22 protein-coding genes and 1 tRNA gene are annotated in these 25,363 nt (G+C 64.4%); 13 read left to right on the forward strand and 10 right to left on the reverse strand.

All coding sequences use genetic code 11. From position 1 onward, the window contains the following. The first annotated feature begins 15 nt into the window (after positions 1–15). The 4 genes from NCG91_RS17280 to NCG91_RS17295 all read left to right on the forward strand — a co-directional run bounded on the left by NCG91_RS17280 (position 16) and on the right by NCG91_RS17295 (position 4,944). Positions 16–2,499 carry an alkaline phosphatase D family protein gene (locus NCG91_RS17280; protein ID WP_251350557.1) on the forward strand — a complete coding sequence of 828 codons (2,484 nt, stop codon included), beginning with the start codon at positions 16–18 and terminating at the stop codon, positions 2,497–2,499. 83 nt (positions 2,500–2,582) lie between these two features. Further along, the gene (locus NCG91_RS17285; RefSeq protein WP_099666695.1) at positions 2,583–3,503 is read left to right on the forward strand and encodes a DMT family transporter; all 921 of its coding nucleotides are present in this window, start codon (positions 2,583–2,585) and stop codon (positions 3,501–3,503) included. A gap of 29 nt (positions 3,504–3,532) precedes the next feature. Then, positions 3,533–3,922: a methylglyoxal synthase gene (locus tag NCG91_RS17290; protein ID WP_099666696.1), complete on the forward strand. Its 390-nt coding sequence runs from the start codon at positions 3,533–3,535 to the stop codon at positions 3,920–3,922. Between the two features lie 92 nt (positions 3,923–4,014). Further along, on the forward strand, positions 4,015–4,944 hold the full coding sequence (locus tag NCG91_RS17295) for a quinone oxidoreductase family protein (protein WP_251350740.1): 930 nt from the start codon (positions 4,015–4,017) through the stop codon (positions 4,942–4,944). A gap of 308 nt (positions 4,945–5,252) precedes the next feature. Here NCG91_RS17295 and NCG91_RS17300 read toward each other — a convergent pair whose 3' ends face one another. Beyond that, a complete protein-coding gene (locus tag NCG91_RS17300; protein ID WP_251350559.1) occupies positions 5,253–5,882 on the reverse strand; it encodes a DUF4136 domain-containing protein in 630 nt (209 codons plus the stop codon). A gap of 198 nt (positions 5,883–6,080) precedes the next feature. Here NCG91_RS17300 and pepN point away from each other — a divergent pair, with 198 nt between their 5' ends. The 3 genes from pepN to NCG91_RS17315 all read left to right on the forward strand — a co-directional run bounded on the left by pepN (position 6,081) and on the right by NCG91_RS17315 (position 9,972). After that, entirely contained in the window at positions 6,081–8,735 is a 2,655-nt protein-coding gene (gene pepN, locus NCG91_RS17305; protein ID WP_251350560.1) for an aminopeptidase N, read from the forward strand. A gap of 44 nt (positions 8,736–8,779) precedes the next feature. Beyond that, positions 8,780–9,781, forward strand: a complete 1,002-nt coding sequence (locus NCG91_RS17310; protein WP_077408194.1) for a class 1 fructose-bisphosphatase — start codon at positions 8,780–8,782, stop codon at positions 9,779–9,781. Between the two features lie 115 nt (positions 9,782–9,896). After that, positions 9,897–9,972 (forward strand) — tRNA-Thr (locus NCG91_RS17315). Positions 9,973–10,041: 69 nt separating this feature from the next. Here the strand turns inward: NCG91_RS17315 and NCG91_RS17320 are convergent. The 4 genes from NCG91_RS17320 to NCG91_RS17335 form a co-directional block, all read right to left on the reverse strand. Next, positions 10,042–10,473, reverse strand: a complete 432-nt coding sequence (locus NCG91_RS17320; RefSeq protein ID WP_251350561.1) for a cupin domain-containing protein — start codon at positions 10,471–10,473, stop codon at positions 10,042–10,044. 77 nt (positions 10,474–10,550) lie between these two features. Next, positions 10,551–11,378 (reverse strand): AraC family transcriptional regulator, encoded by an 828-nt coding sequence (locus NCG91_RS17325; RefSeq protein WP_251350562.1) that lies wholly within the window; start codon positions 11,376–11,378, stop codon positions 10,551–10,553. A gap of 84 nt (positions 11,379–11,462) precedes the next feature. Continuing rightward, complete coding sequence (locus tag NCG91_RS17330) at positions 11,463–12,557, reverse strand: porin (protein ID WP_251350563.1); 1,095 nt, start codon at positions 12,555–12,557, stop codon at positions 11,463–11,465. A 4-nt stretch (positions 12,558–12,561) separates the two neighbouring features. Beyond that, entirely contained in the window at positions 12,562–14,436 is a 1,875-nt protein-coding gene (locus tag NCG91_RS17335) for an amidohydrolase (RefSeq protein WP_251350564.1), read from the reverse strand. A 243-nt stretch (positions 14,437–14,679) separates the two neighbouring features. On the opposite strand from NCG91_RS17335, the gene NCG91_RS17340 reads away from it, so the two are divergent. After that, positions 14,680–15,378: a YoaK family protein gene (locus NCG91_RS17340; RefSeq protein WP_251350565.1), complete on the forward strand. Its 699-nt coding sequence runs from the start codon at positions 14,680–14,682 to the stop codon at positions 15,376–15,378. 15 nt (positions 15,379–15,393) lie between these two features. Here NCG91_RS17340 and NCG91_RS17345 read toward each other — a convergent pair whose 3' ends face one another. Next, entirely contained in the window at positions 15,394–16,026 is a 633-nt protein-coding gene (locus tag NCG91_RS17345) for a response regulator transcription factor (protein WP_099666702.1), read from the reverse strand. A gap of 209 nt (positions 16,027–16,235) precedes the next feature. Between NCG91_RS17345 and NCG91_RS17350 the strand changes: the two genes are divergently transcribed. Both NCG91_RS17350 and NCG91_RS17355 read left to right on the forward strand, forming a co-directional pair. Next, the gene (locus NCG91_RS17350) at positions 16,236–16,922 is read left to right on the forward strand and encodes a hydrolase (protein ID WP_251350566.1); all 687 of its coding nucleotides are present in this window, start codon (positions 16,236–16,238) and stop codon (positions 16,920–16,922) included. A 72-nt stretch (positions 16,923–16,994) separates the two neighbouring features. Beyond that, positions 16,995–17,276 carry a XapX domain-containing protein gene (locus NCG91_RS17355; RefSeq protein ID WP_099666703.1) on the forward strand — a complete coding sequence of 94 codons (282 nt, stop codon included), beginning with the start codon at positions 16,995–16,997 and terminating at the stop codon, positions 17,274–17,276. A gap of 11 nt (positions 17,277–17,287) precedes the next feature. Here NCG91_RS17355 and NCG91_RS17360 read toward each other — a convergent pair whose 3' ends face one another. From NCG91_RS17360 to NCG91_RS17370, 3 genes are all read right to left on the reverse strand, one after another. Continuing rightward, positions 17,288–17,935, reverse strand: coding sequence for a response regulator (locus tag NCG91_RS17360; RefSeq protein WP_251350568.1), 648 nt, complete (start codon positions 17,933–17,935; stop codon positions 17,288–17,290). Between the two features lie 8 nt (positions 17,936–17,943). After that, the gene (locus NCG91_RS17365) at positions 17,944–18,687 is read right to left on the reverse strand and encodes a sensor histidine kinase (RefSeq protein WP_251350569.1); all 744 of its coding nucleotides are present in this window, start codon (positions 18,685–18,687) and stop codon (positions 17,944–17,946) included. A 175-nt stretch (positions 18,688–18,862) separates the two neighbouring features. Next, entirely contained in the window at positions 18,863–19,837 is a 975-nt protein-coding gene (locus NCG91_RS17370) for an alpha/beta fold hydrolase (protein ID WP_251350570.1), read from the reverse strand. 185 nt (positions 19,838–20,022) lie between these two features. Here NCG91_RS17370 and NCG91_RS17375 point away from each other — a divergent pair, with 185 nt between their 5' ends. Further along, positions 20,023–20,436, forward strand: coding sequence for a DoxX family protein (locus NCG91_RS17375; protein ID WP_251350572.1), 414 nt, complete (start codon positions 20,023–20,025; stop codon positions 20,434–20,436). Here the strand turns inward: NCG91_RS17375 and NCG91_RS17380 are convergent. After that, on the reverse strand, positions 20,433–21,833 hold the full coding sequence (locus tag NCG91_RS17380; protein WP_435526495.1) for an aminotransferase-like domain-containing protein: 1,401 nt from the start codon (positions 21,831–21,833) through the stop codon (positions 20,433–20,435). The two genes, NCG91_RS17375 and NCG91_RS17380, sit on opposite strands and share 4 nt — an antisense overlap. Before the next feature lie 376 nt (positions 21,834–22,209). On the opposite strand from NCG91_RS17380, the gene NCG91_RS17385 reads away from it, so the two are divergent. Continuing rightward, positions 22,210–22,563 (forward strand): ElaB/YgaM/YqjD family protein, encoded by a 354-nt coding sequence (locus NCG91_RS17385; protein ID WP_251350576.1) that lies wholly within the window; start codon positions 22,210–22,212, stop codon positions 22,561–22,563. A 246-nt stretch (positions 22,564–22,809) separates the two neighbouring features. Beyond that, a complete protein-coding gene (locus NCG91_RS17390; protein WP_285817168.1) occupies positions 22,810–25,221 on the forward strand; it encodes a catalase in 2,412 nt (803 codons plus the stop codon). The last annotated feature ends 142 nt before the right edge of the window (positions 25,222–25,363 follow it).

Genomic DNA, 25,363 nt, shown 5'->3' on the forward strand with positions numbered 1-25,363 from the left:
CGAGGGCGCGACATCATGGCAAGTCAAATGGACAGGCGGCAATTTCTGAAATTGGGCGGCTTTATTACCGTCTCCGTGGCCACTGTCGGCCTCGCCGCCTGCGGCAGCACCGATTACAGCGATCCTGGCGTGCCGCTGGCCTCGGGCAGCGACTGGAAATTCCCGCAAAGCGTGGCTTCGGGCGACCCGCGTGCCGACAGCGCCATGCTGTGGACGCGCGTCGTGCCCGCCAGTTTCGACGCCGTCGCGCCCGCCGTGGCCGGCAAGTCCGACGTCGCCGTGCGCCTGATCGTCAGCGCCAGCGACAATACGGCCGCCCTGGGCGGCAACACGGCCCTGGCCGGCACACCCATCGTCGATGCGAAATTGCCGCTGAAAGCCGATTTCGACAATACCCTGCGCCACAAGGTGACGGGCTTGCAGCCGGGCCAGGTGTATTTTTACCAATTCATCGCCGGCGACGTGCGCTCGAACGTGGGCCGCTTCAAGACGGCGCCTGCCGCGACCAGCGACGTTGCTCAGCTGCAATTCGCCTACCTGACATGCCAGGACTGGAGCATCAATCACTGGGGGGCGCTGTCGCACATCGCCGCCAACGAATCGCTCGATTTTATCGTCCACCTGGGCGATTACATCTATGAAACGGTGGGCGAAGCCTTCCAGAGCGGCGCCGTGGAAAGCCGCCACGACCAGCTGAAATTGCCTGACGGCACGTATAAAAGCGGCACGTCCGGCGCCAAATACGCGACCACGGTGGCCGATTACCGCTATCTGTACAAGAAATACCGCACCGATGCGCGTCTGCAAGCCGTGCACGAGCGCTTTGCCTTCATCGCCATCTGGGATGACCATGAATTCACGGACGACGCCTGGCAGGATGCGTCCACCTATGAAGGCATCGTGGCGACCGACGGCAGCGATTTGCACCAGCCGGCCCGCCGCCGCAGCGCCAACCAGGCCTGGTTCGAATACATGCCGGCCGACGTCACGTTCGACGCGGCCGCGACGACGTTCCAGAATATCCAGATTTACCGCGATTTCCAGTTCGGTAAACTGATGCAGCTGGTGATGACGGACGAGCGCCTGTACCGCGCCGACCATGCGATCGCAGAGTCGACCACCAATCCCGCCACGGGCAAGCCGCTGGGCAGCATCGGCAGCCGCTACCTGGTGCCGCAAGCGCTGTTCGACAGCGTGGAAGGGCAGAAAATGGCGGCCGCCACCAAAGCCGGCGCCGATCCGCTGGCGGCAGTGGGCATGCTGGGCAACACACAGCGCGACTGGTGGAAGGGCAAGATGAAGGCGGCCACGTCGACCTGGAAGCTGTGGGGCAATGAAGTGTCGTTGCTGCGCATGGGCTTGAATGGCACGGATGCGATCGCCACCCTGCTGGCGCTGAGCGCCATGGCCAACGTGGGCAAAGCCATCGCCAGCACCCTGCCATTGGTGGGCGGCAGCGTGCCGCTGGCCTGCGCCATCGTGGCCGCTTCGACGGCGGGCGCATCGTCAAGCGTGGCGCAGGCCGCCGCCATGGCGATTGCCGGCGCGGCAGCCAATGCCGGCGCGCAGGGCGCCGCTGCCGTGGGTGCCGGTTTGAGCGCGGCCCAGGCCGGCATCACGGTGGCTGCCTACAACAGCGCTTCGCCGGCGGCGGCCGCGCAAGTGATCGCCTTCGGCTGGATCAAGCCCGACGTGCAAGCCAAGGGCGCCGCATCGAGCTTTGTCGCCGCTTCCGGCCAGCAAGCCGCGCTGACGCCATTCTTCACGCGCTTCCTGCTCAATTGCGACCAGTGGGATGGCTACAACAGCGAGCGCAAGAACCTGATGGCGCACCTGAAAACCAATGCCATCGGCAACGTGGTGGCCATCACGGGCGATATCCACTCGTTTTTTGCGGGTACGGTCAGCGACGATTTCGATGCAGCCGGCGGCGGCACGCCCGTCATGGTGGACCTGGTGTCGGCTGGCGTCAGCTCCGATTCCTTCTTCAGCTACCTGAAGTCGGCCGCCGGCAGCATGGGCGATATCGGCACCCTCGTCAGCTATCCGCTGGCCATTCCCGTCACGGGCCTGGGCACGGTCAATCTCGACATCAACCTGCTCGACTACACCATGGGCAAGGCGGCGCCTACCGTCGACAGCCTGCTGGAACAGTTGCGCGTGCAGCTGCGCGGCGCCCTGGCCGCCAAGGGCGTGCCGGAAGCGCAACTGGACGCGACGGTCGCCGCCGTGCAGGCTGGCTTGAAAGCGAGCACTGACTTCAGCGTGACCCTGCTGGGCCTGGCGCAGCAATTGTCCGGCCTGGGCAACAACCCGTGGATCAAGCATCTGAACACGGATGCGCAGGGCTACACGGTGGTCACCTTGACGCCGGGCAAGCTGGTGGCGCAGTTCAAGCAGGTGAATAAACTGGTCGGCACGGCGGCGCCGTCGAACGTGATTGCGCGCGTGACGACGGCGACGGTGACGGCGGGTGCGGCGGCGGTGGTGGTCTCTTAATCCGCCGCCGGTTTTATTCGGGGCCAGACGGGGACGCCGAGTCCCGCCGGGTCTGGCCCCGGCTTTTGCCTTACAATCTGGGCATGAGCTCCAGTTCCCCGCAAGCATCCCCTGCATCGATTCCCCGTTCCGTCTACCTCGGTGGCCTGGCCATCGCCGTGGGCGGGGCGGTACTGTTTTCCACCAAGGCCATCGTCGCCAAGCTGCTGTACCGCTACCAGATCGACGCCGTCACCCTGATCGCCTTCAGGATGATCTTTTCGCTGCCCGTGTTCGCCGTCATCGCTTGCTGGAAGATGCGCACGGAGCCGCCGCTGTCAAACAGCGACCGTTGGCGCCTCGTCGGGCTGGGCCTCGTCGGCTACTACCTGTCCAGCTATCTGGATTTCCTGGGACTGCAATACATTTCCGTGGGGCTGGAGCGCCTGATCCTGTTCCTTACGCCTACTTTCGTGCTCCTGATTACCACCGTGTACTTCAAGCAGCGCATCAGCCGCCTGCAATGGCTGGCCCTGTTCACCTCCTACTGCGGCATCGTGCTGGTGTTCGTGCACGACTTGCAGGGCGGCGCCAGCAATGTGGCGCTGGGCTCGACCCTGGTGCTGGGCTCGGCCTGTGCCTATGCCGTGTACCTGCTTGGTTCGGGCGAGCTGGTGAAACGCATCGGCTCGATGCGCCTCGTCAGCTATGCCATGTGCGTGGCCAGCTTTGCCTGCATCGCCCAATTCTTCATCCTGCGCCCCGTCGAGTTGCTGATCCAGCCCATGCCCGTGTACGGCTTGTCTTTGCTCAATGGCATCTTTTGCACGGTGATGCCCGTCTTCATGACGATGATCGCCGTCGAGCGCATCGGCGCGCCCGTCGCTTCGCAGGCCGGCATGATCGGCCCCGTGTCGACCCTGTTCCTGGGCGCCATGATTCTCGATGAACCGATCACCAACTGGCAACTGGCTGGCACCAGCCTGGTATTGGCCGGCATTTACTTGCTGTCGAAAAAGAAATAATTCCTCCACCCACTGAAAATGTCCCCACCATGAAAACACGCATCGCCCTGATTGCCCACGACAAGAAAAAAGATGACATGATTACCCTGGCGGGCGAATACCTGGACTTTTTGAAGGGTTGCGAACTGTCGGCCACGGGCACCACGGGCGGCCGCCTGATCACTGAGCTGGGCCTGGCGGTTGAGCGCAAGCATTCCGGCCCGTTCGGCGGCGACTTGCAGATAGGCTCGCTGCTGGTGGAAGGCTTGATCGATTGCGTGATCTTCCTGCGCGACCCGATGACGCCGCAGCCGCACGAGCCGGACATCAACGCCCTGGTGCGTGCCTGCGACGTGCACAACGTGGCGTGCGCGACCAATCTGTCGTCGGCGCACCTGGTGCTGTCGCAATTGCAGGCGCGGGCCAGCGCTGCCGCCTGACGTTTTCCCGATTCTTCTTCAAGGAGCATATTGTGAGCGCAACGATTACCACCAAAGCCATCCGCGTACAGCGCGTGGGCGGCCCGGATGTGATGGAATATGTGGATGTGGAACTGCCGCCGCCGGGTCCCGGCGAGGCGCGCGTCAAGCACGAGGCCATCGGCCTCAATTTCATCGACGTGTATTTCCGCACGGGCTTGTATCCGCAGCCGCTGCCCAATGGCCTCGGTGTCGAGGGGGCGGGCATCGTCGAGGCGGTGGGCGAGGGCGTCACGGAAGTGAAGGTGGGCGACCGGGTGGCGTATGCGGCGCGCATCAATGGCGCGTATGCGCAGCAGCGCAACCTGCCGGCGGCCCTGCTGCTGGTGTTGCCCGAGCGTATAGGTTTCGATACGGCCGCCGCCATGATGCTGCAAGGCTTGACGGTGCAATACCTGTTCCACCGCACGGTGGCCCTGAAGGCGGGCGATACCATTTTGTTCCACGCGGCCGCGGGCGGCGTGGGCCTGATCGCCTGCCAGTGGGCCAAGGTGCTGGGCGTGAATCTGATCGGCACGGCCGGTTCCGATGAAAAGGCGGCGCTGGCCAAGGCGCATGGCGCGGCCCATGTCATCAATTACAACACGGAAAACTTCGTCGAGCGCGTGCGCGAGATCACGGGCGGCAAGGGCGTCTCTGTCGTCTACGATTCCATCGGCAAGGATACGTTCACGGGTTCGCTCGACTGCCTGGCGCCGCTGGGCATGATGGTCAGCTTCGGCAACGCGTCCGGTCCCGTGCCGGCCTTCACTTTGAGCGAACTGGCATCGCGCGGCTCGCTCTTCATCACGCGTCCGGCCCTGTTCAGCTATGCCTCGAACCGCGCGAATCTGGAAGAGATGGCGACCTCGCTGTTCGGCGTCGTCAGCAGCGGCGAAGTGCAGATCGAGATCAACCAGCGCTACGGCCTGGCCCATATCGCCCAGGCGCATACGGACCTGGAAGGGCGCAAGACGACCGGTTCGACCATCATCGTGCCATGAGCGGCGGCAATGATGGCACGCCAAAGTTCGGCCGCCTGCTGATCGTGCTGTTATTGGCCGTGGCCCTGATTGGCGCGCTGACCTTTGCCGCCGAAGCGTATTATTCGTAGACATAAAAAAACCGGCTGGCGCATCGCTGCACCAGCCGGTTTTTTAAAGTACTCCAGACTTCTCGCGTCTGACAAAACCGTAGCGAGCGGCAGTGATTTGTGGCCGAGAAGCGCAACCGTACTTTAGTACGGGGGCGCCGAGCCGGTGAGCATCGCCGGCCGCAAAGCGCGACGCGCAGTAGGTTTTGGCTGGCGCTCTCAGTCTATCTTGACTTCCACCTTGCGGGGAACGCCGCTTTGTCCGGGGAAGTCGGCAAAGGCGCTGGCGACCATGGCGGGCATTACTTGCGACGTGGCGCGCTTGTTGCTGGTCGATTGCACGGTTACGTCGTAGAGTTTCTTGCCGTTGCGGTCATTGATCGTCACGCGCAATTCGCGTTCGTATTTATGGCGTACGGTTTCTTCCACGTCCATCGGACCATACCAGTAGGGGTTGTAGCCAAAGCGACCATAGCCTGGCCATGCGCCGTAGCGGTAGCCGTAGCGGCCAGGCCAGTAGCCGGGGCTATACCAGAATGGGTCGCTGGCTTGCAGCACGCGCTCAGGGTAGTCGACGGTGGAGAAATTCATTGCCACGCGCAAATTGGCTGCCGCGGGGCCGGACGCTTCGCCGAAACCGTGTTTGGCCAGTTCCGCGCGCACCAGGTTCTGGTAGCTGCGGTATTCCAGCGTGTCGTCTTCGGCCGCCGGCGCTTCAAATGCATATGATTTGTCCTGCAATTGCGCAGGCCACTCATGGAAGACGGTCACATCGCTGCGTATGGTGGTGGCGCATCCGGTGAGCAACACGGTCAATGCGGCCATCATGATGGTGAGATATCGTTTCATTGCATGACCTCCTGATTAGTAGACGCAATTCTTCGCTTAGTATTATAAGAATAGTTCTATTTGTTTCTATTCATTATTACAGAATGTTACCTGGCATGTCTGCGTGTAAGGGAATCCAACATTCCTGACCTGAATCGCGACTATCGGGGGCTGGTGTTGGTAAAATAGGCTTTTGCCTCCGCTCCCACCCAAATCCCTATGCGCACAGACAGCCCTCAGACGATTTACCGCAAAGATTACACGCCGCCCAGCTTTTTGGTCGACAGCGTCGAACTTGGTTTCGATCTCGATCCCGCCCGCACAGTGGTGGCGAGCCGGATTCAAATGCGCCATAACCCGGCCAGCACCAGCCGCAGCATCGAATTGCACGGCGAACACATCGAACTGGTGCTGGTGCGCCTGAATGGCAAGGTATTGAAGCCGTCGCAGTACAAGCTGACGGCCGGCATGCTGACCATCCCCAAGGCCCCGGACGAGGTGACGCTCGATATCGAAACCGTGCTGGCGCCGCAGGACAATACCTCGCTGTCCGGCCTGTATGTGTCGAACCATAATTTCTTCACGCAGTGCGAGGCGGAAGGCTTCCGCCGCATCACCTTCTTCCCTGACCGCCCGGATGTGATGGCCAAGTACACGGTCATGCTGCGCGCCGACAAGGACAACTATCCGGTGCTGTTGTCGAACGGCAACCTGATCGAAGAGGGCGACCTCGGCGATGGCCGCCATTACGCCAAGTGGGAAGACCCGTTCAAGAAGCCGTCCTACCTGTTCGCTCTGGTGGCGGCGCGCCTGGTATGCCAGGAAGAGCGCTATACCCTGAAGTCGGGCCGCGAAGTGCTGCTGCAAGTGTGGGTGGAAGACGGCAACCTGGATAAAACCGACTACGCCATGCAGTCGCTGAAAAACTCGATCCGCTGGGACGAGGAGCGTTTCGGCCTGGAACTGGACCTGGACCGCTTTATGATCGTCGCCGTGGGCGATTTCAACATGGGCGCCATGGAAAACAAGGGGCTGAACATCTTCAATACCAAGTATGTGCTGGCCAATGCGCGCGTGGCGACGGACGTCGATTACGCGGGCATCGAAGCGGTGGTGGGCCACGAATACTTCCATAACTGGACAGGCAACCGCGTGACGTGCCGCGACTGGTTCCAGCTGTCGCTGAAGGAAGGCTTGACGGTCTTCCGCGACCAGGAATTCTCGGCCGACATGATCGGCACGGACACGGGCCGCGCCGTCACGCGCATCGACCAGGTGCGCACCCTGCGCCAGGCGCAGTTCCCCGAAGACGCGGGCCCGATGGCCCATCCCGTGCGTCCCGATTCTTTCGTCGAGATCAATAACTTTTATACGGTCACCATCTACGAGAAGGGTGCCGAAGTGGTGCGCATGTACCAGACCCTGGTGGGCCGCGACGGTTTCCGCAAGGGTATGGACCTGTACTTTGAGCGCCACGATGGCCAGGCCGTGCAGTGCGACGACTTCCGCGCCGCCATGGCCGATGCGAATGGCCGCGACTTCAGCCAGTTCGAGCGCTGGTACAGCCAGGCGGGTACGCCTGTCGTGACGGCGTCTACGCGCTACGATGCGGCCAGCCGGACGTTCGAGCTGACCCTGGCGCAAAGCTGCCCCGCCACGCCGGGCCAGCCGAAAAAACTGCCTTTCCACATCCCCGTCACCGTCGGCTTGCTGGCCGCCGATGGTCGCGACCTGCCGCTGCACGTCGATGGCGTCGTGTCGAACGGCGCTGCCAGCGTCGTGCTGGAACTGACGCAAGCGTCGCAGACTTTCCGCTTCACGAATGTGACGGAGTTGCCCGTGCCGTCGCTGCTGCGCGACTTTTCCGCGCCCGTGGTGCTGGAATACGATTACACCGACGAGGAACTGCTGCACCTGTTCCGCCACGACAGCGACCCGGTCAACCGCTGGGAAGCGGGTCAGCGCCTAGCCATGGAGCGCCTGCTGAAACTGACCGGCGCCGTCGCCGCCGGCGAGCACCTGGCGCTGGACGACACCTTCATCGAAGCGCAACGCGCCTTGCTGGCCGACGACACGCTCGATCCCGCCTTCCGCGAGCTGGCCCTGATCCTGCCGTCGGAAACCATCATCGCCGAGCGCATGGCGCAAGTCGACCCGCAAGCGATCCACGCGGCGCGCCAGTTCATGCGCCGCACCATCGCGGCGGCCCTGAAACCTGAACTGCTGGCGCAATACCACGCCAACCAGACGCCGGGCGAGTACAGTCCCGACGCCCTGTCGGCCGGCAAGCGCGCGCTGAAAAACCTGGCCCTGTCCTATCTGCTGATCGCGCCGGGCGAGCAAGAGCTGGCCCTGGCGCAGCAGCAGTTCGACGGTGCCGGCAACATGACGGACCGCGCGGCAGCGCTGGGCGCCCTGATCCATTCGGGTTCGCCATCGCACGCGCAGGCGGCGCTGGCCAGTTTCTATGCCGACTTCGAGAACGAAGCGCTGGTGGTCGACAAGTGGTTCGCCATGCAGGCGGCCGCGCCATCGACCGATGTGCAAGCCGTGCGCCAGCTGATGACGCATCCGGCCTTCACCTTGAAAAATCCGAACCGCGCGCGCAGCCTGATCTTCAATTTCACGAACGGCAATCCGTCGCAATTCCATGCGGCTGACGGCAGCGGCTACGCCTTCTGGGCCGAGCAAGTCATCGCGCTCGACGCCCTGAACCCGCAAGTGGCAGCCCGCCTGGCACGCTCCATGGACCGCTGGCGCCGTTACGTGCCCGCACTGCAAAGCCACATGCGCGACGCGCTGGAAAAAGTCGCCGGCCAGGCCAGCTTGTCGAATGACGTGATGGAAGTCGTTTCCAAGGCATTGGCCAATTAACACCGTAAAAATTTATCAAAAAGCTATTAAAACAGAGGAATTTCATGAAACGCATCAGTCTTACGCAATACCTGGTTGAAGAGCAGCGCTCGAACAACAGCATTCCGGCCGAACTGCGCCTGCTGATCGAAGTCGTTGCGCGCGCCTGTAAAACCATCAGCCACGCCGTCAGCAAGGGCGCGCTGGGTGAGGTGCTGGGCACGGCCGACACGGAAAACGTGCAGGGCGAAGTGCAGAAAAAGCTCGACATCATCTCCAACGAGATTTTGCTGGAAGCGAATGAATGGGGCGGCCACCTGGCGGCCATGGCGTCGGAAGAGATGGAATCGATCCACCCGATCCCGAACCGCTATCCGAAGGGCGAATACATGCTGCTGTTCGACCCATTGGATGGCTCGTCGAACATCGACGTCAACGTCTCGATCGGCACCATTTTCTCGGTGCTGAAGGCACCGGAAGGCATGGGCGAGCCGACGGAGCAGGACTTCATGCAAGCCGGCAGCAAGCAAGTGGCGGCCGGCTACGCCGTGTACGGTCCGCAAACCATGCTGGTGCTGACCTTCGGCAATGGCGTGAACTGCTTCACCCTGGACCGCGAGATGGGTTCGTGGGTTCTCACGCAAAGCAATATGCAGATTCCGCCGACGACGAAGGAATTCGCCATCAATATGTCGAACGCGCGCCACTGGCATCCGCCCGTGAAACGCTATGTCGACGAACTGCTGGCCGGCGACACGGGCCCGCGCGGCACCAATTTCAATATGCGCTGGATCGCCTCGATGGTGGCCGACGTGCACCGCATCCTGAACCGCGGCGGCATCTTCATGTACCCGGCCGACCTGCGCGACACGTCGATGCCCGGCAAGCTGCGCCTGATGTACGAAGCGAACCCGATGGCTTTCATCGTGGAGCAAGCCGGCGGCGCCGCCACCGATGGCCAGCAGCGCATCATGGACATCGCCCCGCACAAGCTGCACCAGCGCGTGCCCGTGTTCCTCGGCTCGAAAGACGAAGTGGCCCGCGTCACCGCCTACCACGCGGAGTAAAAGCCGCACTTTTCCACGATTTTCAGCGGCCTGCAGCCGGGCCGCTAAAAAAATGCAAAAAAGTTCGCGTTGACACTAGCAAATTTTGTGCATTGTTTGTAGAATGTGGGTCTTCGCCGTTGTAGCTCAGTTGGTAGAGCAGCACATTCGTAATGTGAAGGTCGCCAGTTCGATTCCGGCCAACGGCACCAAGTTTCATCAGAAAACCCGCTCACTTGCAAAAGTCAGCGGGTTTTTTGTTGTCTGTCACGCTACCTGGCTCAGATCCACTGATCGTTCTCCACCGTGCGCTCGCCCGCCTCGCCGTCGCCCGTGTTGACCACGCCGCGCGGCTCGATCAGCAGCAGCCTGGTTTCGGCAGGCGCGCACGGTTTATGTTCGACCCCCTTGGGCACCACCGCCATCTGGCCGGCACGCAGCACGATGGCGTGTCCTTCTGCGTAGCCGGGGCCGCGCAGGGCGATGCGCAATTGCCCTTCCAGCACGATGAAGGTTTCGTCCGTATCGGCGTGCCGGTGCCACTGGAATTCGCCCAGTACCTTGACGACCTTGAATTGGTAGTCATTCATTTCGGCGATGACGCGCGGCTGCCAGTGCCCCTCTAACAGGGCGACCTTGCCCGCCAGATCGATGGACTGCCCCTGGCCGCGCGTGGTGATGGTAGTGATGGTAGTGATGGTGGTGGTGGACATGCTGTGCTCCGTTCAAGTGGCGATGCAGCCAGAATACGCATGCACTTGCGGGCCGTATTGAACGATCGTGGGTGTTTTCAGCTCTTGACGCTACCGCCGGCGAAGCGCAGCCAGCGGCCAGGCGTCAGTCCATGAGTTTTCAGGAAATGCCGTGTCATGTGGCTCTGGTCGGCGAAGCCCGCGGCCATGGCTGCCGATGCGAGCGTGGCGCCAGCCAGCAGCAGGCGGCGCACCATTTCCAGGCGCCGCATCGTCAGATAGCGGTACGGGCTGGTGCCATAGAACACGCGAAAGTCGTGCGACAGGCTCCAGCGGTCGCGTCCCGTTGCCGCTTCAAGTTCCGCCAGGGTGACGGCCTGCGTGCAGTGCGCCTGCAGGTAGTCGCGCGCGCGGCGTGCCGCCAGGAAGTCGCCTCGCAAGCGCCGAGCCGGCGTGCCGGCCACCGCCGCCAGCGCGTGCGCTAGCTCTACCAGCGCCTCGCTCTGTTCCAGCGCTTCGAGCGGGTGGCCGTCGTGCGGCAGCAAGGCGGAGGTGGCGGCCGCCAGGCGGGAATCGGTTGACACGCCGCCTTCGATGAAGGGCAGCGCGCGTCCGCCCAGCACATCCTGGAACAGCGCCGGTTCGATATACAGCATGCGGTAACGGAAGCCTGCGTCGGTACCGGCCTGGCCATCGTGCGCCTCGTCTGGATGCAGGATCATGGTATTGCCGGGCAGGCTGTCGCGCTGCCCGCGACGGTAGCTGAAACGCTGCACGCCCGCCAGCGTGCGGCCGATGGCGTAGGTGTCGTGGCGGTGCATGGCATAGGCCTTGCCCTTGAACCACGCCTCGATGCGTTCGACCCCTTGTACCGGTTCGGCGCACTTGACCCAGTCGCTGCGCGCTGGCGCTGATGCTCGCTTCATGATGTTTGTCCGTGGATGTCCGCCCTGGTTGCCGATTGCTGACTGTACCCGCCGCGCGCGGGGCTGTCCACGAAAACAGCCGAATCAGAAATTGTGCCGGATTCCCAGCGCCACGCCCGACATGGTGGCGCCCTTCGTTGCTGCATCGCGTCCCAGGCTGTTGATGGCAAAGTCGGCGACGCCGTTGCCGCCGTTGGCCAGGCGCGTGTAGTAGGCATACAGGCTGCTGCGTTTCGATAGCTGGTAGTCATAGCCGACGGTGGCGTGGGTGGCGCCCGCACCGGCTCCCGCGCGCACGGTGCCGATGCTTTCCAGCGCGCCGCCTGTGGCGCTTTGCGCATGCGCCAGGCCGAAACGCAAGCCATGGCGGCCGAACTGGCGCGTGGCGGAAAAGTAGACCGTGCGGCGGCGCAGTTCGCCCGTGGGCGTCGCATAACGCAGGCTTTCCAGCGCCACCGCCAGCTGCGTGGCGCTATCGACATGCCAGGCGAGGGCCAGCTTGCTGCCACGGTCGGTCAGTCCCCGTCCCTGGTAGTCGTGATGGTCTTCCTGCGCCAGGGTGGCGTACAGGGCGCCGCTGTCGTAGATCAATGCGGCCGAGGTCAGTGCCGGATGCGCGCCGCTGGCGGGCCGCTCTTCCCCCATGCCGCGCGCCACGCGCAGCGACCAGCCCTGCCACTGCGGCGTCCAGTAATGTACGCTGTTCTGCTGGCGCCGGTCGAAGGAATACGTGTTGCTGGTATGGCTTTCGCTGGCGCCGGCGCCGTTGCCCATCAGGCTCATGTGGCCGGCCGTGGTGGGGTAGAACGGGTCGAGCGCGGAAGTGGCGCTGTTGTAGGGCAGGGTCCAGCTCCCGCCAAACAGCGTGCCCCACGGGCCGGCAATGCCGACGCGCGTGTCGCGCGCGGCGATGGATCCCGCGCCCGTGTCGGGCGCCAAGGTGCCCTCGACCTGGAACAGCGCCTGCCAGCCGCCGCCCAGGTCTTCGCTGCCGCGAAAACCGAGTACCGAGCGGTTGTTGGAGACGCGCTGCACGCTGTCGCCGCTGCCTGACGAGTGCAGCGCTTCGAACGCCACGTTCAGGCGGCCGTACAGCTGCACATTTTCTTGTGCCGCGGCGGGCAGGGCCGCCGCCAGCGCCAACGCGCCGGCAGCCAGCAAAGGCAATCGCGTCAGCATGGCATCAAAACGCAAAGCAGCTGCATCCCAGTGCGCCCCAGAAGCCGGAGTGGCTGGAAACGGGGACGGAACTCTTGCGCGCCACGTCGTGGGCGTGGGCGTGCACGCCGCAGGCACCCTGGCACTGATGCTGTTGCATCACGCTGGCCGTTTGCGGCGGCGCGGTGCGGTAGTGGCCAGCCACGTTTTTCACGGGTGACCAATCTGGCAATACCGGAATGGGAGGCGGCGCCAGTGGCGTGAATTCCGCCTGGCCGTAGACGATCTTGCCGCCGACGATGGTGAGCACGGATTCGATCGACTTGATGGCCTCTTCATCGATGCTGAAAAAGTCCGCGCTCAGCACGGCCAGGTCGGCCAGCATGCCTTCCTGGATGCGTCCCTTCTTGCCTTGCTCGCTGGAGAACCAGGCGCTGCCCGCCGTCCACAGTTCCAGCGCCGTGTCGCGCGACAGGCGCGAACCTGCGTCGTACAGGCGCAAGCCGCCCACGGTGCGGCCCGATACCAGCCAGTACAGCGCCGTCCACGGGTTGTAGCTGGCCACGCGCGTGGCGTCCGTGCCGCCGCCCACGGGCACGCCCGAGGCAAGCATGCGCGCGATCGGCGGCGTGGCCTTGGCCGCTTCCGCACCGTAGCGGTCGACAAAGTATTCGCCCTGGAAGGCCATGCGGTGCTGGATGGCGATGCCGCCGCCCAGCGCCTTGACCCGGTCGATGTTACGCGGCGTGATGGTTTCGCAGTGGTCGAACATCCAGTGCAGGCCGTCGAACGGGATATCGCGGTTGACCTTTTCAAACACCGTCAGCATGCGGTCGATCGACTCGTCATAGGTGGCGTGCAGGCGGAAGGGCCAGCGCTTGGAGACCAGGTGGCGCACCACCTTTTCCAGTTCGTCGTCCATGCCGGGCGCCAGCTCCGGGCGCGGCTCGAGGAAATCCTCGAAGTCGGCGGCGGAAAACACCAGCATTTCGCCGGCGCCGTTATGGCGGTAATAATCGTCGCCCTGGCCCGGCGTGACCATCTGCGTCCATTTTTCAAAATCTTCCAGTTCGCGGCCCTTGTTTTGCGTGAACAGGTTGTAGGCGATGCGGATGGTCAGCTGCTCTTTTTGCGCCAGCTCGTCGACGACGGCGTAGTCTTCCGGATAATTCTGGAAGCCGCCGCCCGCGTCGATGGCGCTGGTCAGGCCGAGGCGATTGAGTTCGCGCATGAACTGGCGCGTGGAATTGACCTGCAATTCGCGCGGCAGGGTCGGGCCCTTGGCCAGGGTCGCATATAAAATCATGGCGTTCGGCCGGGCGATCAGCATGCCCGTGGGGTTGCCGGCAGCGTCGCGCACGATCTCGCCGCCGGGCGGGTTCGGCGTGTTCTTGTCGTAGCCGACGGCGCGCAGAGCGGCGCGGTTCAGCAAGGCGCGGTCGTACAGGTGCAGGATGAAGACGGGCGTGTCGGGCGCGGCCGCGTTGATTTCATCGAGCGTCGGCATGCGCTTTTCCGCGAACTGGAATTCCGTCCAGCCGCCCACCACGCGCACCCATTGCGGGTTCGGCGTGCGCAGCGCCTGTTCCTTGAGCATGCGCAAGGCGTCGGCCAGCGAAGGCACGCCTTCCCAGCGCAATTCCAGGTTGTAGTTCAAGCCGCCGCGGATCAGGTGCAAATGCGAGTCGTTCAGGCCGGGAATCACGGTGCGGCCACCCAGGTCGATTACGCGGCTGTCGGGAGCGCGGTGGCGCATGACGTCTTCAACGTCGCCGACGGCGAGGAATTTGCCGTCGGCGATGGCCACCGCGCTCGCTTGCGGGCAGCTCTTATCGACGGTGTGGAAGCAGCCATTGAGCAGGATCAAGGGTGCGGCGGCGGGGAGGGTGTGTTCTGGCATGGTGCAGCTCCATGGTTGCGGTGCGGGGAGGGCCGGCGTGCGCGGCGCGAAAGTCACGTCGTCCAGTGTAGCGGGCGGGCGGCGCTTGAACACGGGTCAAAAGATCAGGTGGAGCGGGCGCACTGGCCGAAGGACGGGGGCGGCGACCGGCCACATGGCTTACCATGCAGGCAGCGGCACCGGGGCGTTTTCCTGGCGCGTTTTTCGTTTTTTAGTGCATTGCACGGTATCAGGAGTCATTCGATGGATCAGCCACCACACAGCCGCTTGTTCGGCACCAGCCTGGGATTTTTAGCGGGGTATGTCGATACCCTGGGTTTCATTGCCCTGTTTGGCCTGTTTACGGCCCATGTCACGGGTAACTTCGTGCTGATCGGCGCCGCCCTGGCGGATGCATCGCGCGCGTCCATCCTGTTGAAGTTTCTCGCTTTCCCCGCCTTTATCGCCGGCGTCGCCGTCACGCGCCTGATGGTGCTGGCCGTGGAACGCCGCGCCGGCCCGTCACTGACCCTGGCGATGCTGTTGCAGTGGGCCTTGCTGGCCGGCTTCATGGTGTTTGGCTGCCTGGCTGAACCGATCGGCAAGGATGTCAGTTCCATGGCCATGGTGGCCGGTTTGCTGGGCACGGCCGCTATGGGCGTGCACAGCGCCACCAGCCGGCTGCTGCTGGCGCACCTGGCGCCCACCTCCATGATGACGGGTAACGTGACGCAGATCGTCATCGACACCGTCGACGTGCTGCGCGGCGCGGCCGATGGCGCCACCCATGCGCGCTGCGGGAAGTTCTTCTGGCCGTTGCTGGCCTTTGCCCTGGGCGCCATCGCCGCCGCCTTTGCCTACCTGGCCGTCGGCTTCGTGGCGCTGGCCGTGCCCCTGATTTTGCTGGGCGCCCTGATCGTAGTGCAGCAACGCAGCGTGCGGCCGGCCGTACCGGCGGCCTGAGCGTGCTGGCGCCGCTCAGGCGTCGAGGATGCCGCGCCGCAGCGCGATGGTGACGGCGTGGGTGCGGTCCCGGGCGCCCAGCTTGGCCAGGATGGTGCTCATGTGCGCCTTGACGGTTTCTTCCTTGATCTGCAGCAAGGCGCCCGTTTCGCGGTTGGAATTGCCTTGCGCAACCTGCTTGAGCACGTCCAGTTCGCGGTTCGACAGCACGTCGCTGCAGGCATACAGCGCCAGTTCCGCCTCGATCTCGGGCGTGATGTGGCGCCGTCCCGCGTGCACGTTCTGTATCGCCGCCAGCAATTCGTGGCGTAGCGCGCTTTTCAGCACATAACCGCATGCGCCCGCGCGGATGGCGCGCAGCACCTGCGTGTCGCCCTTGTAGGTGGTCAGCACGATGATGCGCGCCTGCGGATGGCGCGCGCGGATGGCGCCGATGGCGTCGAGGCCGCTCATGCGCGGCATCTGCAAATCCATCAGCGTGACATCGGGCTGCAGCGCGTCAAATTGCTGCACCGCCTGCTGGCCATCGGTGGCCTGGCCCACCAGCGCCACGCCGGGAAAGGCACTGAGCAGGGCCGCGATGCCGTCGAGCAGCAACTGGTGGTCGTCGGCGATGAGGACGCGTATCGGCGCCGTATCGCTGCGCATGATGTTGCCTGGCAAAGAGGTGTTATCGATCAAGAGTCGTCGGAACAGGGTGAGCAAAAGGTATTTTACCGCAGCGCTTGCCGGGCTGCAGGGGGGACTCCCCAGAGGCAAGCTCCATGTCAGCCTATATTTAGATAGTGGTGCGGGCACGCGGCCAGGCATACGATGCACGGCAGTACCCACTCAACCCTCTCTGCATGGATGACATCATGACCAATCCGAAACTGGAAGTCCTCACCCCCGACAATTGCCAGATCATCTTCATCGACCAGCAGCCGCAAATGGCGTTCGGCGTGCAATCGATGGACCGGCAAGCGCTGAAAAACAATACCGTGGGCCTGGCCAAGGCCGCCAAGGTGTTCAACATCCCCACCATCATCACCACGGTGGAAACGGAAAGCTTCTCCGGCCACACCTATCCCGAACTGCTCGACGTCTTCCCCGGCCAGGATATCCTCGAGCGCAGCTCGATGAATTCGTGGGATGACCAGAAGGTGCGCGATGCGCTGGCCGCCAACGGCAAGAAGAAAGTCGTCGTATCGGGCCTGTGGACGGAAGTGTGCAACAACAGCTTCGCCCTGTGCGCGATGCTCGAAGGCGACTACGAAATCTATATGGTGGCCGACGCCTCGGGCGGCACCTCGAAGGAAGCGCATGACTACGCCATGCGGCGCATGATCCAGGCCGGCGTGGTGCCCGTGACCTGGCAGCAGGTGCTGCTGGAATGGCAGCGTGACTGGGCGCACAAGGCAACCTATGACGCCGTCATGGCCATCGTGCGCGAACACTCGGGCGCCTACGGCATGGGCGTCGACTACGCCTACACGATGGTGCACAAGGCGCCGCAGCGCATCCATGGCGAGCACGCCACCCTGGCGCCGGTACCGGCCAAGTAAACGCCGCGCGGCTGTGCCATGCGTCGCGCGCCTGACCGCGCGCGGCGTTTTTTTCATCGAAAGGAATGCGCCATGAAGTTATATGTGATTTCGCTGGCGGTGGGCTTGCTGGTTGGCATTATCTACGCCGTCTTGCAGGTACGCTCGCCGGCGCCGCCCGCGATAGCGCTGATCGGCCTGCTGGGCATGCTGATCGGCGAACAGATCGTCCCCGGCGTCAAGCGCCTGATGGCGGGCGAAGCCATCACGGTGTCGTGGCTGCGCAGCGAATGCGTGCCGAAGATCAGCGGCGTGGAGGCGAAGCCAGCGCTGGCCAGGGCAGAACCGCAGCAGAAGGATGACAGCGCCGCTTGATATCCGTGGCGTCAGAACGCGCCCAGCAAGCCGCGCCGGGCGGCCACCGTGGCCGCCTCGGTACGGCTCGATACATTGAGCTTGGTCAAAATGTTGTTCACGTGAAATTTGACCGTGCCTACCTCGATGCCTGCGCTGCGCGCGATCATCTTGTTGCTCTTGCCCGCGGACAGGTGCAGCAGGATGTCGTGCTCGCGTTTCGACAGGCGGTTCGCCTCGATGCGGCCGGCCTGCTGCGCCGCCAGTTCCGGCGGCAGGTAGTGCCTGCCGGCAGCCACCTGGCGGATGCATTGTGTCAGTTGCAGGAAGCCGGAATCCTTCAGCAGGTAGCCGCGCGCGCCGGCGCGCAGGGCCCGGTGCACATTGTCCTCGCCCTGGTAGGTGGTGAGGATGATGATCTTTGCTTGCGCGTCGTCTGCGCAGATGCGCTCGATCGCCTCGACGCCATGCATTTCCGGCATGTTCAAATCCATCAGCACCACGTTGGGCCGCAGTTCGCGGTACAACTCCACGGCGGCGCGGCCCGTGCCGGCCTGCCCCAGCAGGCGCAAGCCGGGCAAGGACGCGATCAGCGAAGCCAGGCCGGCCAGGATCAGCGGGTGGTCGTCGGCGATCAGCAGAGTAGTCGGCGGAGCGGCCGGGGGGATGGTCGTGTGCATGGCTGTATTCATGGTGCGGGCAGGGTGAAGTGGAAGACGCTGCCGTGGGGTGCGCCGGGGGCATGCCACAGGCGGCCGCCATGCGCGTCGAGGATGCGGCGGCAGATGGCCAGGCCCATGCCCATGCCGTCCGGCTTGCTGGAATACAAGGCGTGGTACAGGCGGCCGGCCGCCCGCGGCGCGATGCCGGCGCCATTGTCGGCGATGCTGAAATGCTGCACGCCCCCATCCAGGCGCGAGGACAGCAGCACCGTGCGCGGCCGGCCGCTGGTGCCCTGCAGGGCTTCGATGGCGTTCATCAGCAGGTTCAGGATGACTTGCCGGAATTGCACCGGGTCGGCGTGCAGCAGCGGGCGGCCCGGCGCCAGCTGCATTTCCAGGTGGATGGCGTGGCGTTGCAGTGGCGCGCGCAGCAGCGGCAGCAGGTCTTGCACGGCGTCGTCGGCCACAAAATGGCCATGGCTGCCCGGCGCGTTGCAGGCCAGTCCATGCACGCTGCGCAGCACGGCGCTGGCGTGGCTGCCGGCGCTGGCGACCAGGGCCAGCGCCGCGCGCGCCTCGTCGAGGCGGGGCGGATCGTGGTCGAGCCAGCGCAAGGCGGCATCGGCATTGAGCGCGATGGCCGCCAGCGGCTGGCGCACCTCGTGCGCGACCGATGCGGCAAATTCGCCCATGCCGTCCATCCTGCCCATGCGCTGCGCCTGCGCCAGGCCGGGGTCTTGCTGCTGAGGGAAAGAATGCGTGCTGGCCATCGCGGGCTCCTGTCGTTCGCCGCGGCTCATGCCGCGCGGCAACAAGTATGCACGGCCCGGCAGGCAAGGCAGTTATACGAATGGGGGAGGCGGGCGTTTTTTTTGCGCGGCGGAGGCGCCGGCGGGGGAGATAGACACCGCCGGGCGGGCCGGCGGTGCGGGCAGCGCAGAGCGGTCAGGACTTGATAAAGGTCAACAAGTCTTCGTTCAGGCGATCCTTGTGGGTGGCTGGCAAGCCGTGCGGCGCGCCTTCATAGATGACCAGCCTGGCGTTCTTGATGAGCTTGGCCGCAGCCTTGCCGGAGGCGTCGATCGGCACGATCTGGTCGTCGCCGCCGTGCACCACCAGGGTCGGCACGGAGATTTTCTTCAGGTCGGCCGTGAAATCCGTCTCGGAAAACTGCTTGATGCAGTCATAGGCGTTCTTGATGCCGCACTGCATGCCCTGCAGCCAGAAGGTGTCGCGCATGCCTTGCGACACCTTGTTGCCGGGACGGTTGGCGCCGAAGAACGGCACCGTCAGGTCCTTGAAGAATTGCGAACGGTCGGCCAGCACACCGGCGCGGATGCCGTCGAAGACGGACATCGGCAAGCCGCCCGGATTGGTAGCCGACTTGACCATCTGCGGCGGCACGGCGCCCACCAGCACGGCCTTGGCCACGCGCTTTTCGCCATGGCGGCCGATATAGCGCGCCACTTCGCCGCCGCCCGTCGAATGGCCGACCAGGGTCGCGCCCTTGATGTCGAGCGCGTCGAGCAGGGTGGCCAGGTCATCGGCGTAGGTATCCATGTCATTGCCCTGCCACGGCTGGCTGGACAGGCCGTGGCCGCGGCGGTCGTGCGCGATCACGCGGTAGCCGTGGCTGGCCAGGAACATCATCTGGTCTTCCCAGGCGTCGCCCTGCAGGGGCCAGCCGTGGCTGAAGACGACGGGCGTGCCCGTGCCCGAGTCCTTGAAGCGGATGACGGTGCCGTCCTTGACGGTGACGCTATTGACGGTGAGCTTGCCCTGCGCCGCGGTAGCGGCAGGCTTGGCGGCGGCGCTGGCGCCACCGGCGGCCAGCAGTCCCGCGCCGGCGGCCACGCCGGCGACGCCGACGAGCAGCTTGCGGCGGGAGTTGACTTCTTCGGCTTCGATTTTCTTCGACATGATGCATTTCCTTCGGGGATGGGGGAGGGACCAGCCATGGCGTGGACCAGTGACGGCATCGGCCAGTCTAGGCCTTCGCGCGCGCCGGCGCCTCTGCCAAAAGACCAGTCGCGCCCAGGCGTCCGCCTGCCTATGATGGCTGGCAGCGGCGCGCCGCGCCGCCTGGCTTTCCCACTGGAGCGATCATGAAGAAAAACTGGAGGGCGGCGCTGACGGGCCCCTTTTTACCCGATGCGGGCTTGCTGTTTGCGCGCGTGGCGGGCGCGTTGCTGGTGCTGCACGTGCACGGCTTGCCCAAGCTGCTGCATTTTTCCGAGGAACTGGCACGCATCGACGATCCGCTGCACCTGGGCCGGGCCGTCACCCTGTACTGCGCCCTGTTCGCGGAAATCCTCTGCCCGCTGCTGGTCGCCGCCGGCCTGCTGACGCGCCTGGCCTGCCTGCCCCTGCTGTTCCTGCTGGGCGTGTCGATGCTGCTCGTGCACCCGGACTGGAGCATCGCAGACGGCCAGTTCGGCTGGTTGCTGATCATCGTCTTCGGCACGATTGCCATCAGCGGCGCGGGCAAGTATTCGCTCGATGCGCGGTTGCGCCGTTAAATGACGAATTCCCGCCGCACGGCCGGTTTGTGCGCCAGCAGCAGCGACAATTTCTTCAATGCGCCGGCCAGACGCGCGCGGTCGCGGATGCTGCCCAGCGAGATGCGGATGGCGTTCGGCGGACGGTTGTCGTAGAAGGCGTCGGACGCCGTGACGGCCACGCCCTGGGCGCGGGCGGTGGCGGCCAGCTCGCGCGAGGTCCAGTAGCCGGGCAGCGAAAACCACACGTGGATGCCATCGCTGCGCGGGTGAGTGGCGCCCGTCAGGATGGTGCGGATGACGTCCTGGCGCGCATCGGCTTCGCTGCGTATGCCGGCCAGCAGCGCGTGCGCGGAGCCGTCGTGTATCCATTGCGTCGTCAGCGCCGTCGTCACGGGCGTGGCCATCAGGCTGAAAGAGCGCAGGGCGTCCAGGAAGCGTTCGCGCAGCTGCGTGTCGGCGATCAAGGTATAGGCCATGCGCAGACCCGGCGCCAGGCATTTCGACAGGGTGGCGATGTAGGATACGTGGGCGGGCGCGTAATGCGCCAGGGGCGGCGGCGCATCGGACGCCAGCAGCCAGTACGGATCATCCTCGATGATGTGCATGCCGCAGCGCTGGGCCACTTGCGTGATGGCCAGGCGGCGCGCGGCCGGCATGGTGTGCGCCGTGGGATTCTGCAGGGTGGGATTCAGATACACGAGGCGCGCGCGGTGCTTGCGGCCAGCTTTTTCCAGCGCTTCGGGCAGCATGCCATCCGCATCCGTTTCCACGACGACGGCCTTGCGGTTCAGCTGCCCCGCCGCCGAGCGCAAGCCCGGATACACGGCCGGCTCCGTCAAGATGGCGTCGCCGGGCCGGCTCAGGGTCAAAATCAGCGCCGCCAGCGCCGCCTGCGCGCCGGGGCAGGCGACGACGTGTTCTCCATCGACGTTGCCGAACATGGGCGCGAGCCAGGCGGCGCCCGCCGCGCGGTCGGCCTTGCTGCCGCCGCCCAGGTGATAACTCATCAACATATCGCTGTCCGTGCGCATCAGCACCTGCGCCACGCCCTGTTTCAGCAGGTCGTCGAAATCCACGCCCACGGGCGGCGGCGGGATGTTCATGCTCAGGTCCAGCATCTGCGTCAATTCCACCTTCGGCGCCGCCACGTAGGTGCCGCGCGCGCCGTGCCCTTCCAGCAGGTTGCGGCGCTTGGCTTCGTCGTAGGCGCGCGTCACGGTCGTCAGGTCGACCTGGAACAGGGCGGCCAGGCTGCGCTGCGGCGGCAAGCGGTCGCCCGGGCGCAGGCTGCCGCCGGACAGCGCGCGCTCGAGCATGTCGGCGATCTGCAGGTAGCGCGGACCGCCGTGCTGCACGAACGGCATGATCCACGCGCTTGCATGGTCATCTTTTTGTATGGATTTAGACGGAGGCATTTTGTCTTGATGTATGTATTTTTATACCTACATTATGCGTAAAGTCTGCATAAAAATCCATGCATTTGTATGGGGCCGGCTTTCTCGTCGGGGCGGACCATGCATCACGCAGCGTTACTCCCCACCCGCCGCACCAGGCCGGCAGGGATTGTTATTTCTGGCAGGCATTTAAGTCTGGCCTTCAAGGTGTGGCAGCGCACGGTGGCGTGTGGCAGGCGCGGTTAAGGTAGTGCCAACAGCTTGCTGCTGATCCACTGTTTGATATGGCTCAGCCCGGCAGCGTTTAGCCGCTTCTTTTTCCCAGAAGCGAGGAGAATCATGATTCGGTCACGGCATCGAGCATGGTTGAAATTATTCACTGTTAAAGGAAACCATCATGAACGCGATTGAAAAAACCAGCTCCGATATCAACGGTACCGCCCAGGATACCCGCCAGGACTTGCACCGCACGATCGACAAGGTGGCAAGCCAGGCCCAGCCCCTGGCCGACAAGGTGGCCACGCGCGCCCACGACGGCGTGGACCAGGTGGGCGACCGCATCGACCAGGTCAGCGACAGCGTCAGCAAGGCTTCCGAACGCCTGATGGCGCGCGGCAAGCAATTGGGCGCCGCCTGCCAGCGCGCCGGCGAGACGGGCCGCGATTACGTGCGCGAACGGCCGGCCGTGTCCCTGCTGATTGCGGCAGCGGCCGGGTATGGCCTGTCGAAATTGCTGGGTTCGCGTAAATAAGTTTTACGCCTTCCTGGCCGGTATTTGTCGTGGGCGCTGTTTCCTTCGCCGTGATGGCGGAGGAAGCAGCGCCCACGCGCATAAGGTAGTAGTTAGTAGCAGGCCGTAAAGGAGAGTGAAGATGCGCTCCATTTTGTTGTGGTTGATCGGTGTACCTATTCCCATCATTGTTTTGATTGCCCTGTTCGTGCGCTGAATGAGGGAGTTGTAGCGTTCTCCCGGGGCAGACTACTCACAGGAGATGTAATGGCTACCAACAAGAAAACGCCGTCCACGGACGGTGCTGGTTCCGTATTGAGCAGCATGTCCGGCCCATCCGACAGCAATGCGCCGAACAGCCTGGGGGCGGATAATGAGCTGACCCGTGCGCTGCTGCAAAAGACGGCCGCCGGTCAGCAACTGTCCGCCGCCATGGCCGTCAATCCCAAGGAGGAGGGCCAGTATGGCGAGGCGGCGCGCACGCCGGCCGAAGGCGTGCATGTGGCAGCCGGCGAAGCGCTGGCCACGGCCAGCACCACGGGCGAAACGATACCTTCCCCGAAGACGGGCGATGGCCAGCCCGCGCTGGGCGAGAATGCGTTGAATAATTCGCTGGATCACGCCCGCAGCGACGACAGCGGCTGCGTGCTGACGACCAACCAGGGCGTGCCCGTGGGCGACAACCAGAATTCGCTGAAGGCGGGCTTGCGCGGCCCCACCCTGATGGAAGATTTCATCCTGCGCGAAAAGCTCACGCACTTCGACCATGAGCGCATCCCCGAGCGCGTCGTGCATGCGCGCGGCTCGGCCGCCCACGGCTATTTCGAATGCTACAAGGAGCAAAGCAGGCACACGCGCGCCGCGCCGTTCGCCAAGGCGGGCAAACGCACGCCCGTCTTCGTGCGTTTTTCCACGGTGGCCGGCGAACGCGGTTCTACCGATACGGCGCGCGACGTGCGCGGCTTCGCCGTGAAGTTTTATACGGACGAGGGCAACTGGGACCTGGTCGGCAATAACATCCCCGTCTTCTTCATCCAGGATGCGATGAAGTTCCCAGACCTGATCCACGCCGTCAAGCCCGAGCCGCACAACGGCATGCCGCAGGCGGCCAGCGCGCACGACACCTTCTGGGACTTCGCCTCTCTGTCGCCGGAAATCACGCACATGCTGATGTGGGCCATGTCGGACCGCGCCATCCCGCGCAGTTTCCGCATGATGCAGGGCTTCGGCGTGCATACCTTCCGCCTCGTGAATGCGAAGGGCCAGTCCGTCTTCTGCAAATTCCACTGGTCGCCCATGGCCGGCACGTATTCACTGGTGTGGGACGAAGCCGTCAAACTGAGCGGCGCCGATTCCGACTTCCACCGGCGCGACCTGTGGGAAGCCATCGAGTGCGGCGCGTATCCCGAATACGAGCTGTCCTTCCAGATCTTCACGGAAGCGCAGGCCGAAGCGTTCCCCTTCGACGTGCTCGACCCCACCAAGCTGATTCCCGAAGAACTCGTGCCGCTGGTCCCCGTCGGGAAGATGGTCTTGAACCGCAATCCCGACAATTTTTTCGCCGAGACGGAGCAGGTGGCGTTCTGCACGGCGCACATCGTGCCCGGCATCGATTTCAGCAACGACCCGCTGCTGCAGGGGCGCATCCACTCCTACGTCGACACGCAGATCACGCGCCTGGGCGGCGCCAATTTCCATGAAATTCCCATCAACTCGCCGCTGGCGCCGTTGCACAACAACCAGCGCGACGGCATCCACCGCCAGGCCATCAACCGGGGCCGGGTCGCGTATGAACCCAATTCCCTGGCGGGCGGCTGCCCGTTCCAGGCGGGCGCGAAAGGCTTCAACAGCTTTCCCGCCGCGACCGAAGGCGACAAGGTGCGCGGCAAGCCCGAGAAGTTTGCCGAGCACTTCGGCCAGGCGCGCCTGTTCTGGATCAGCCAGACGCCGGTCGAACAGGACCATATCGTGCATGCGTTCCGCTTTGAACTGAGCAAGGTGCAGACGGTGGCCATCCGCAAGCGCATCGTCGCCATGCTGCGCAATGTCGACGAAACCCTGGCGCAGCGCCTGGCCGACGGCCTGGGCCTGGCGCTGCCGCCCGTCATGCCGCGCGCCTCGATGCTGCCGATCCCCACGTATCCACCGTCGCCGGCCCTGTCGCTGTTTTTCCGCCCCGGCAAGACGGGCATCCATACCCTGCGCGTGGCCATCCTGGTGGGGCCGGGCAGCGATGGCGCGCAGGTGCGCAATATCTATGCCTCGCTGCTGGCCGATGGCGCCGTGCCGCGCCTGGCGGGCAGCCACCTGGGGAAAGTCGACACCAGCGGCGGCGCGCCGCTCGACGTGGAAATCTCGCTCGAGACGGGACCGTCCGTGCTGTTCGACGCCGTCGTGCTGCCGGACGGCCAGGGCGCCGTGCAGCAGCTGGGCGGCGACGCCAACGCGCTCGACTTCCTGCGCCTGCAATACCGCCACTGCAAGCCCATGCTGGCTGTCGGCGCGGGCAAGGACTTGCTGGACAAGGCGGGCATGCCGGTGACATTGCCCGATGGCAAGCCCGATCCCGCCATCATCGTCGCGCCGTCCGGCGACGTGGCGAAAGCCGTGGCGGCCTTCAAGAAGGCGCTGGCCGCGCACCGGGCGTTTGCGCGCGAGACGGACCCGCCGCGGGTGTGAGTGGCGGCATCGGCACAGGGGCCGGATCCGCCGGCCCCGTTGCATACGCTGTTTGAGCGACATGCGCAACGCCATGCAACAATGTAAACAATAAAAACGTCCTGCGGTGATATGCTGCTGGCTAGAACTGTTCATTTGCAAC

Source organism: Janthinobacterium kumbetense (assembly GCF_023703445.1).
GTDB lineage: Bacteria > Pseudomonadota > Gammaproteobacteria > Burkholderiales > Burkholderiaceae_D > Janthinobacterium > Janthinobacterium kumbetense.

Coding starts and splice junctions, on each gene's coding strand:
- NCG91_RS17345 (WP_099666702.1), bottom strand. CDS start 16,026: ATGCGCAGCGATACGGCGCCGATACGCGTCCTCATCGCCGACGACCAC.
- NCG91_RS17390 (WP_285817168.1), top strand. CDS start 22,810: ATGGCTACCAACAAGAAAACGCCGTCCACGGACGGTGCTGGTTCCGTA.
- NCG91_RS17290 (WP_099666696.1), top strand. CDS start 3,533: ATGAAAACACGCATCGCCCTGATTGCCCACGACAAGAAAAAAGATGAC.
- NCG91_RS17340 (WP_251350565.1), top strand. CDS start 14,680: ATGGATCAGCCACCACACAGCCGCTTGTTCGGCACCAGCCTGGGATTT.
- NCG91_RS17300 (WP_251350559.1), bottom strand. CDS start 5,882: ATGAAACGATATCTCACCATCATGATGGCCGCATTGACCGTGTTGCTC.
- NCG91_RS17325 (WP_251350562.1), bottom strand. CDS start 11,378: ATGAAGCGAGCATCAGCGCCAGCGCGCAGCGACTGGGTCAAGTGCGCC.
- NCG91_RS17320 (WP_251350561.1), bottom strand. CDS start 10,473: ATGTCCACCACCACCATCACTACCATCACTACCATCACCACGCGCGGC.
- NCG91_RS17370 (WP_251350570.1), bottom strand. CDS start 19,837: ATGTCGAAGAAAATCGAAGCCGAAGAAGTCAACTCCCGCCGCAAGCTG.
- NCG91_RS17350 (WP_251350566.1), top strand. CDS start 16,236: ATGACCAATCCGAAACTGGAAGTCCTCACCCCCGACAATTGCCAGATC.
- NCG91_RS17375 (WP_251350572.1), top strand. CDS start 20,023: ATGAAGAAAAACTGGAGGGCGGCGCTGACGGGCCCCTTTTTACCCGAT.
- pepN (WP_251350560.1), top strand. CDS start 6,081: ATGCGCACAGACAGCCCTCAGACGATTTACCGCAAAGATTACACGCCG.
- NCG91_RS17335 (WP_251350564.1), bottom strand. CDS start 14,436: ATGCCAGAACACACCCTCCCCGCCGCCGCACCCTTGATCCTGCTCAAT.
- NCG91_RS17385 (WP_251350576.1), top strand. CDS start 22,210: ATGAACGCGATTGAAAAAACCAGCTCCGATATCAACGGTACCGCCCAG.
- NCG91_RS17295 (WP_251350740.1), top strand. CDS start 4,015: ATGGAATATGTGGATGTGGAACTGCCGCCGCCGGGTCCCGGCGAGGCG.
- NCG91_RS17365 (WP_251350569.1), bottom strand. CDS start 18,687: ATGGCCAGCACGCATTCTTTCCCTCAGCAGCAAGACCCCGGCCTGGCG.
- NCG91_RS17285 (WP_099666695.1), top strand. CDS start 2,583: ATGAGCTCCAGTTCCCCGCAAGCATCCCCTGCATCGATTCCCCGTTCC.
- NCG91_RS17310 (WP_077408194.1), top strand. CDS start 8,780: ATGAAACGCATCAGTCTTACGCAATACCTGGTTGAAGAGCAGCGCTCG.
- NCG91_RS17355 (WP_099666703.1), top strand. CDS start 16,995: ATGAAGTTATATGTGATTTCGCTGGCGGTGGGCTTGCTGGTTGGCATT.
- NCG91_RS17330 (WP_251350563.1), bottom strand. CDS start 12,557: ATGCTGACGCGATTGCCTTTGCTGGCTGCCGGCGCGTTGGCGCTGGCG.
- NCG91_RS17280 (WP_251350557.1), top strand. CDS start 16: ATGGCAAGTCAAATGGACAGGCGGCAATTTCTGAAATTGGGCGGCTTT.
- NCG91_RS17360 (WP_251350568.1), bottom strand. CDS start 17,935: ATGCACACGACCATCCCCCCGGCCGCTCCGCCGACTACTCTGCTGATC.
- NCG91_RS17380 (WP_435526495.1), bottom strand. CDS start 21,833: ATGCCTCCGTCTAAATCCATACAAAAAGATGACCATGCAAGCGCGTGG.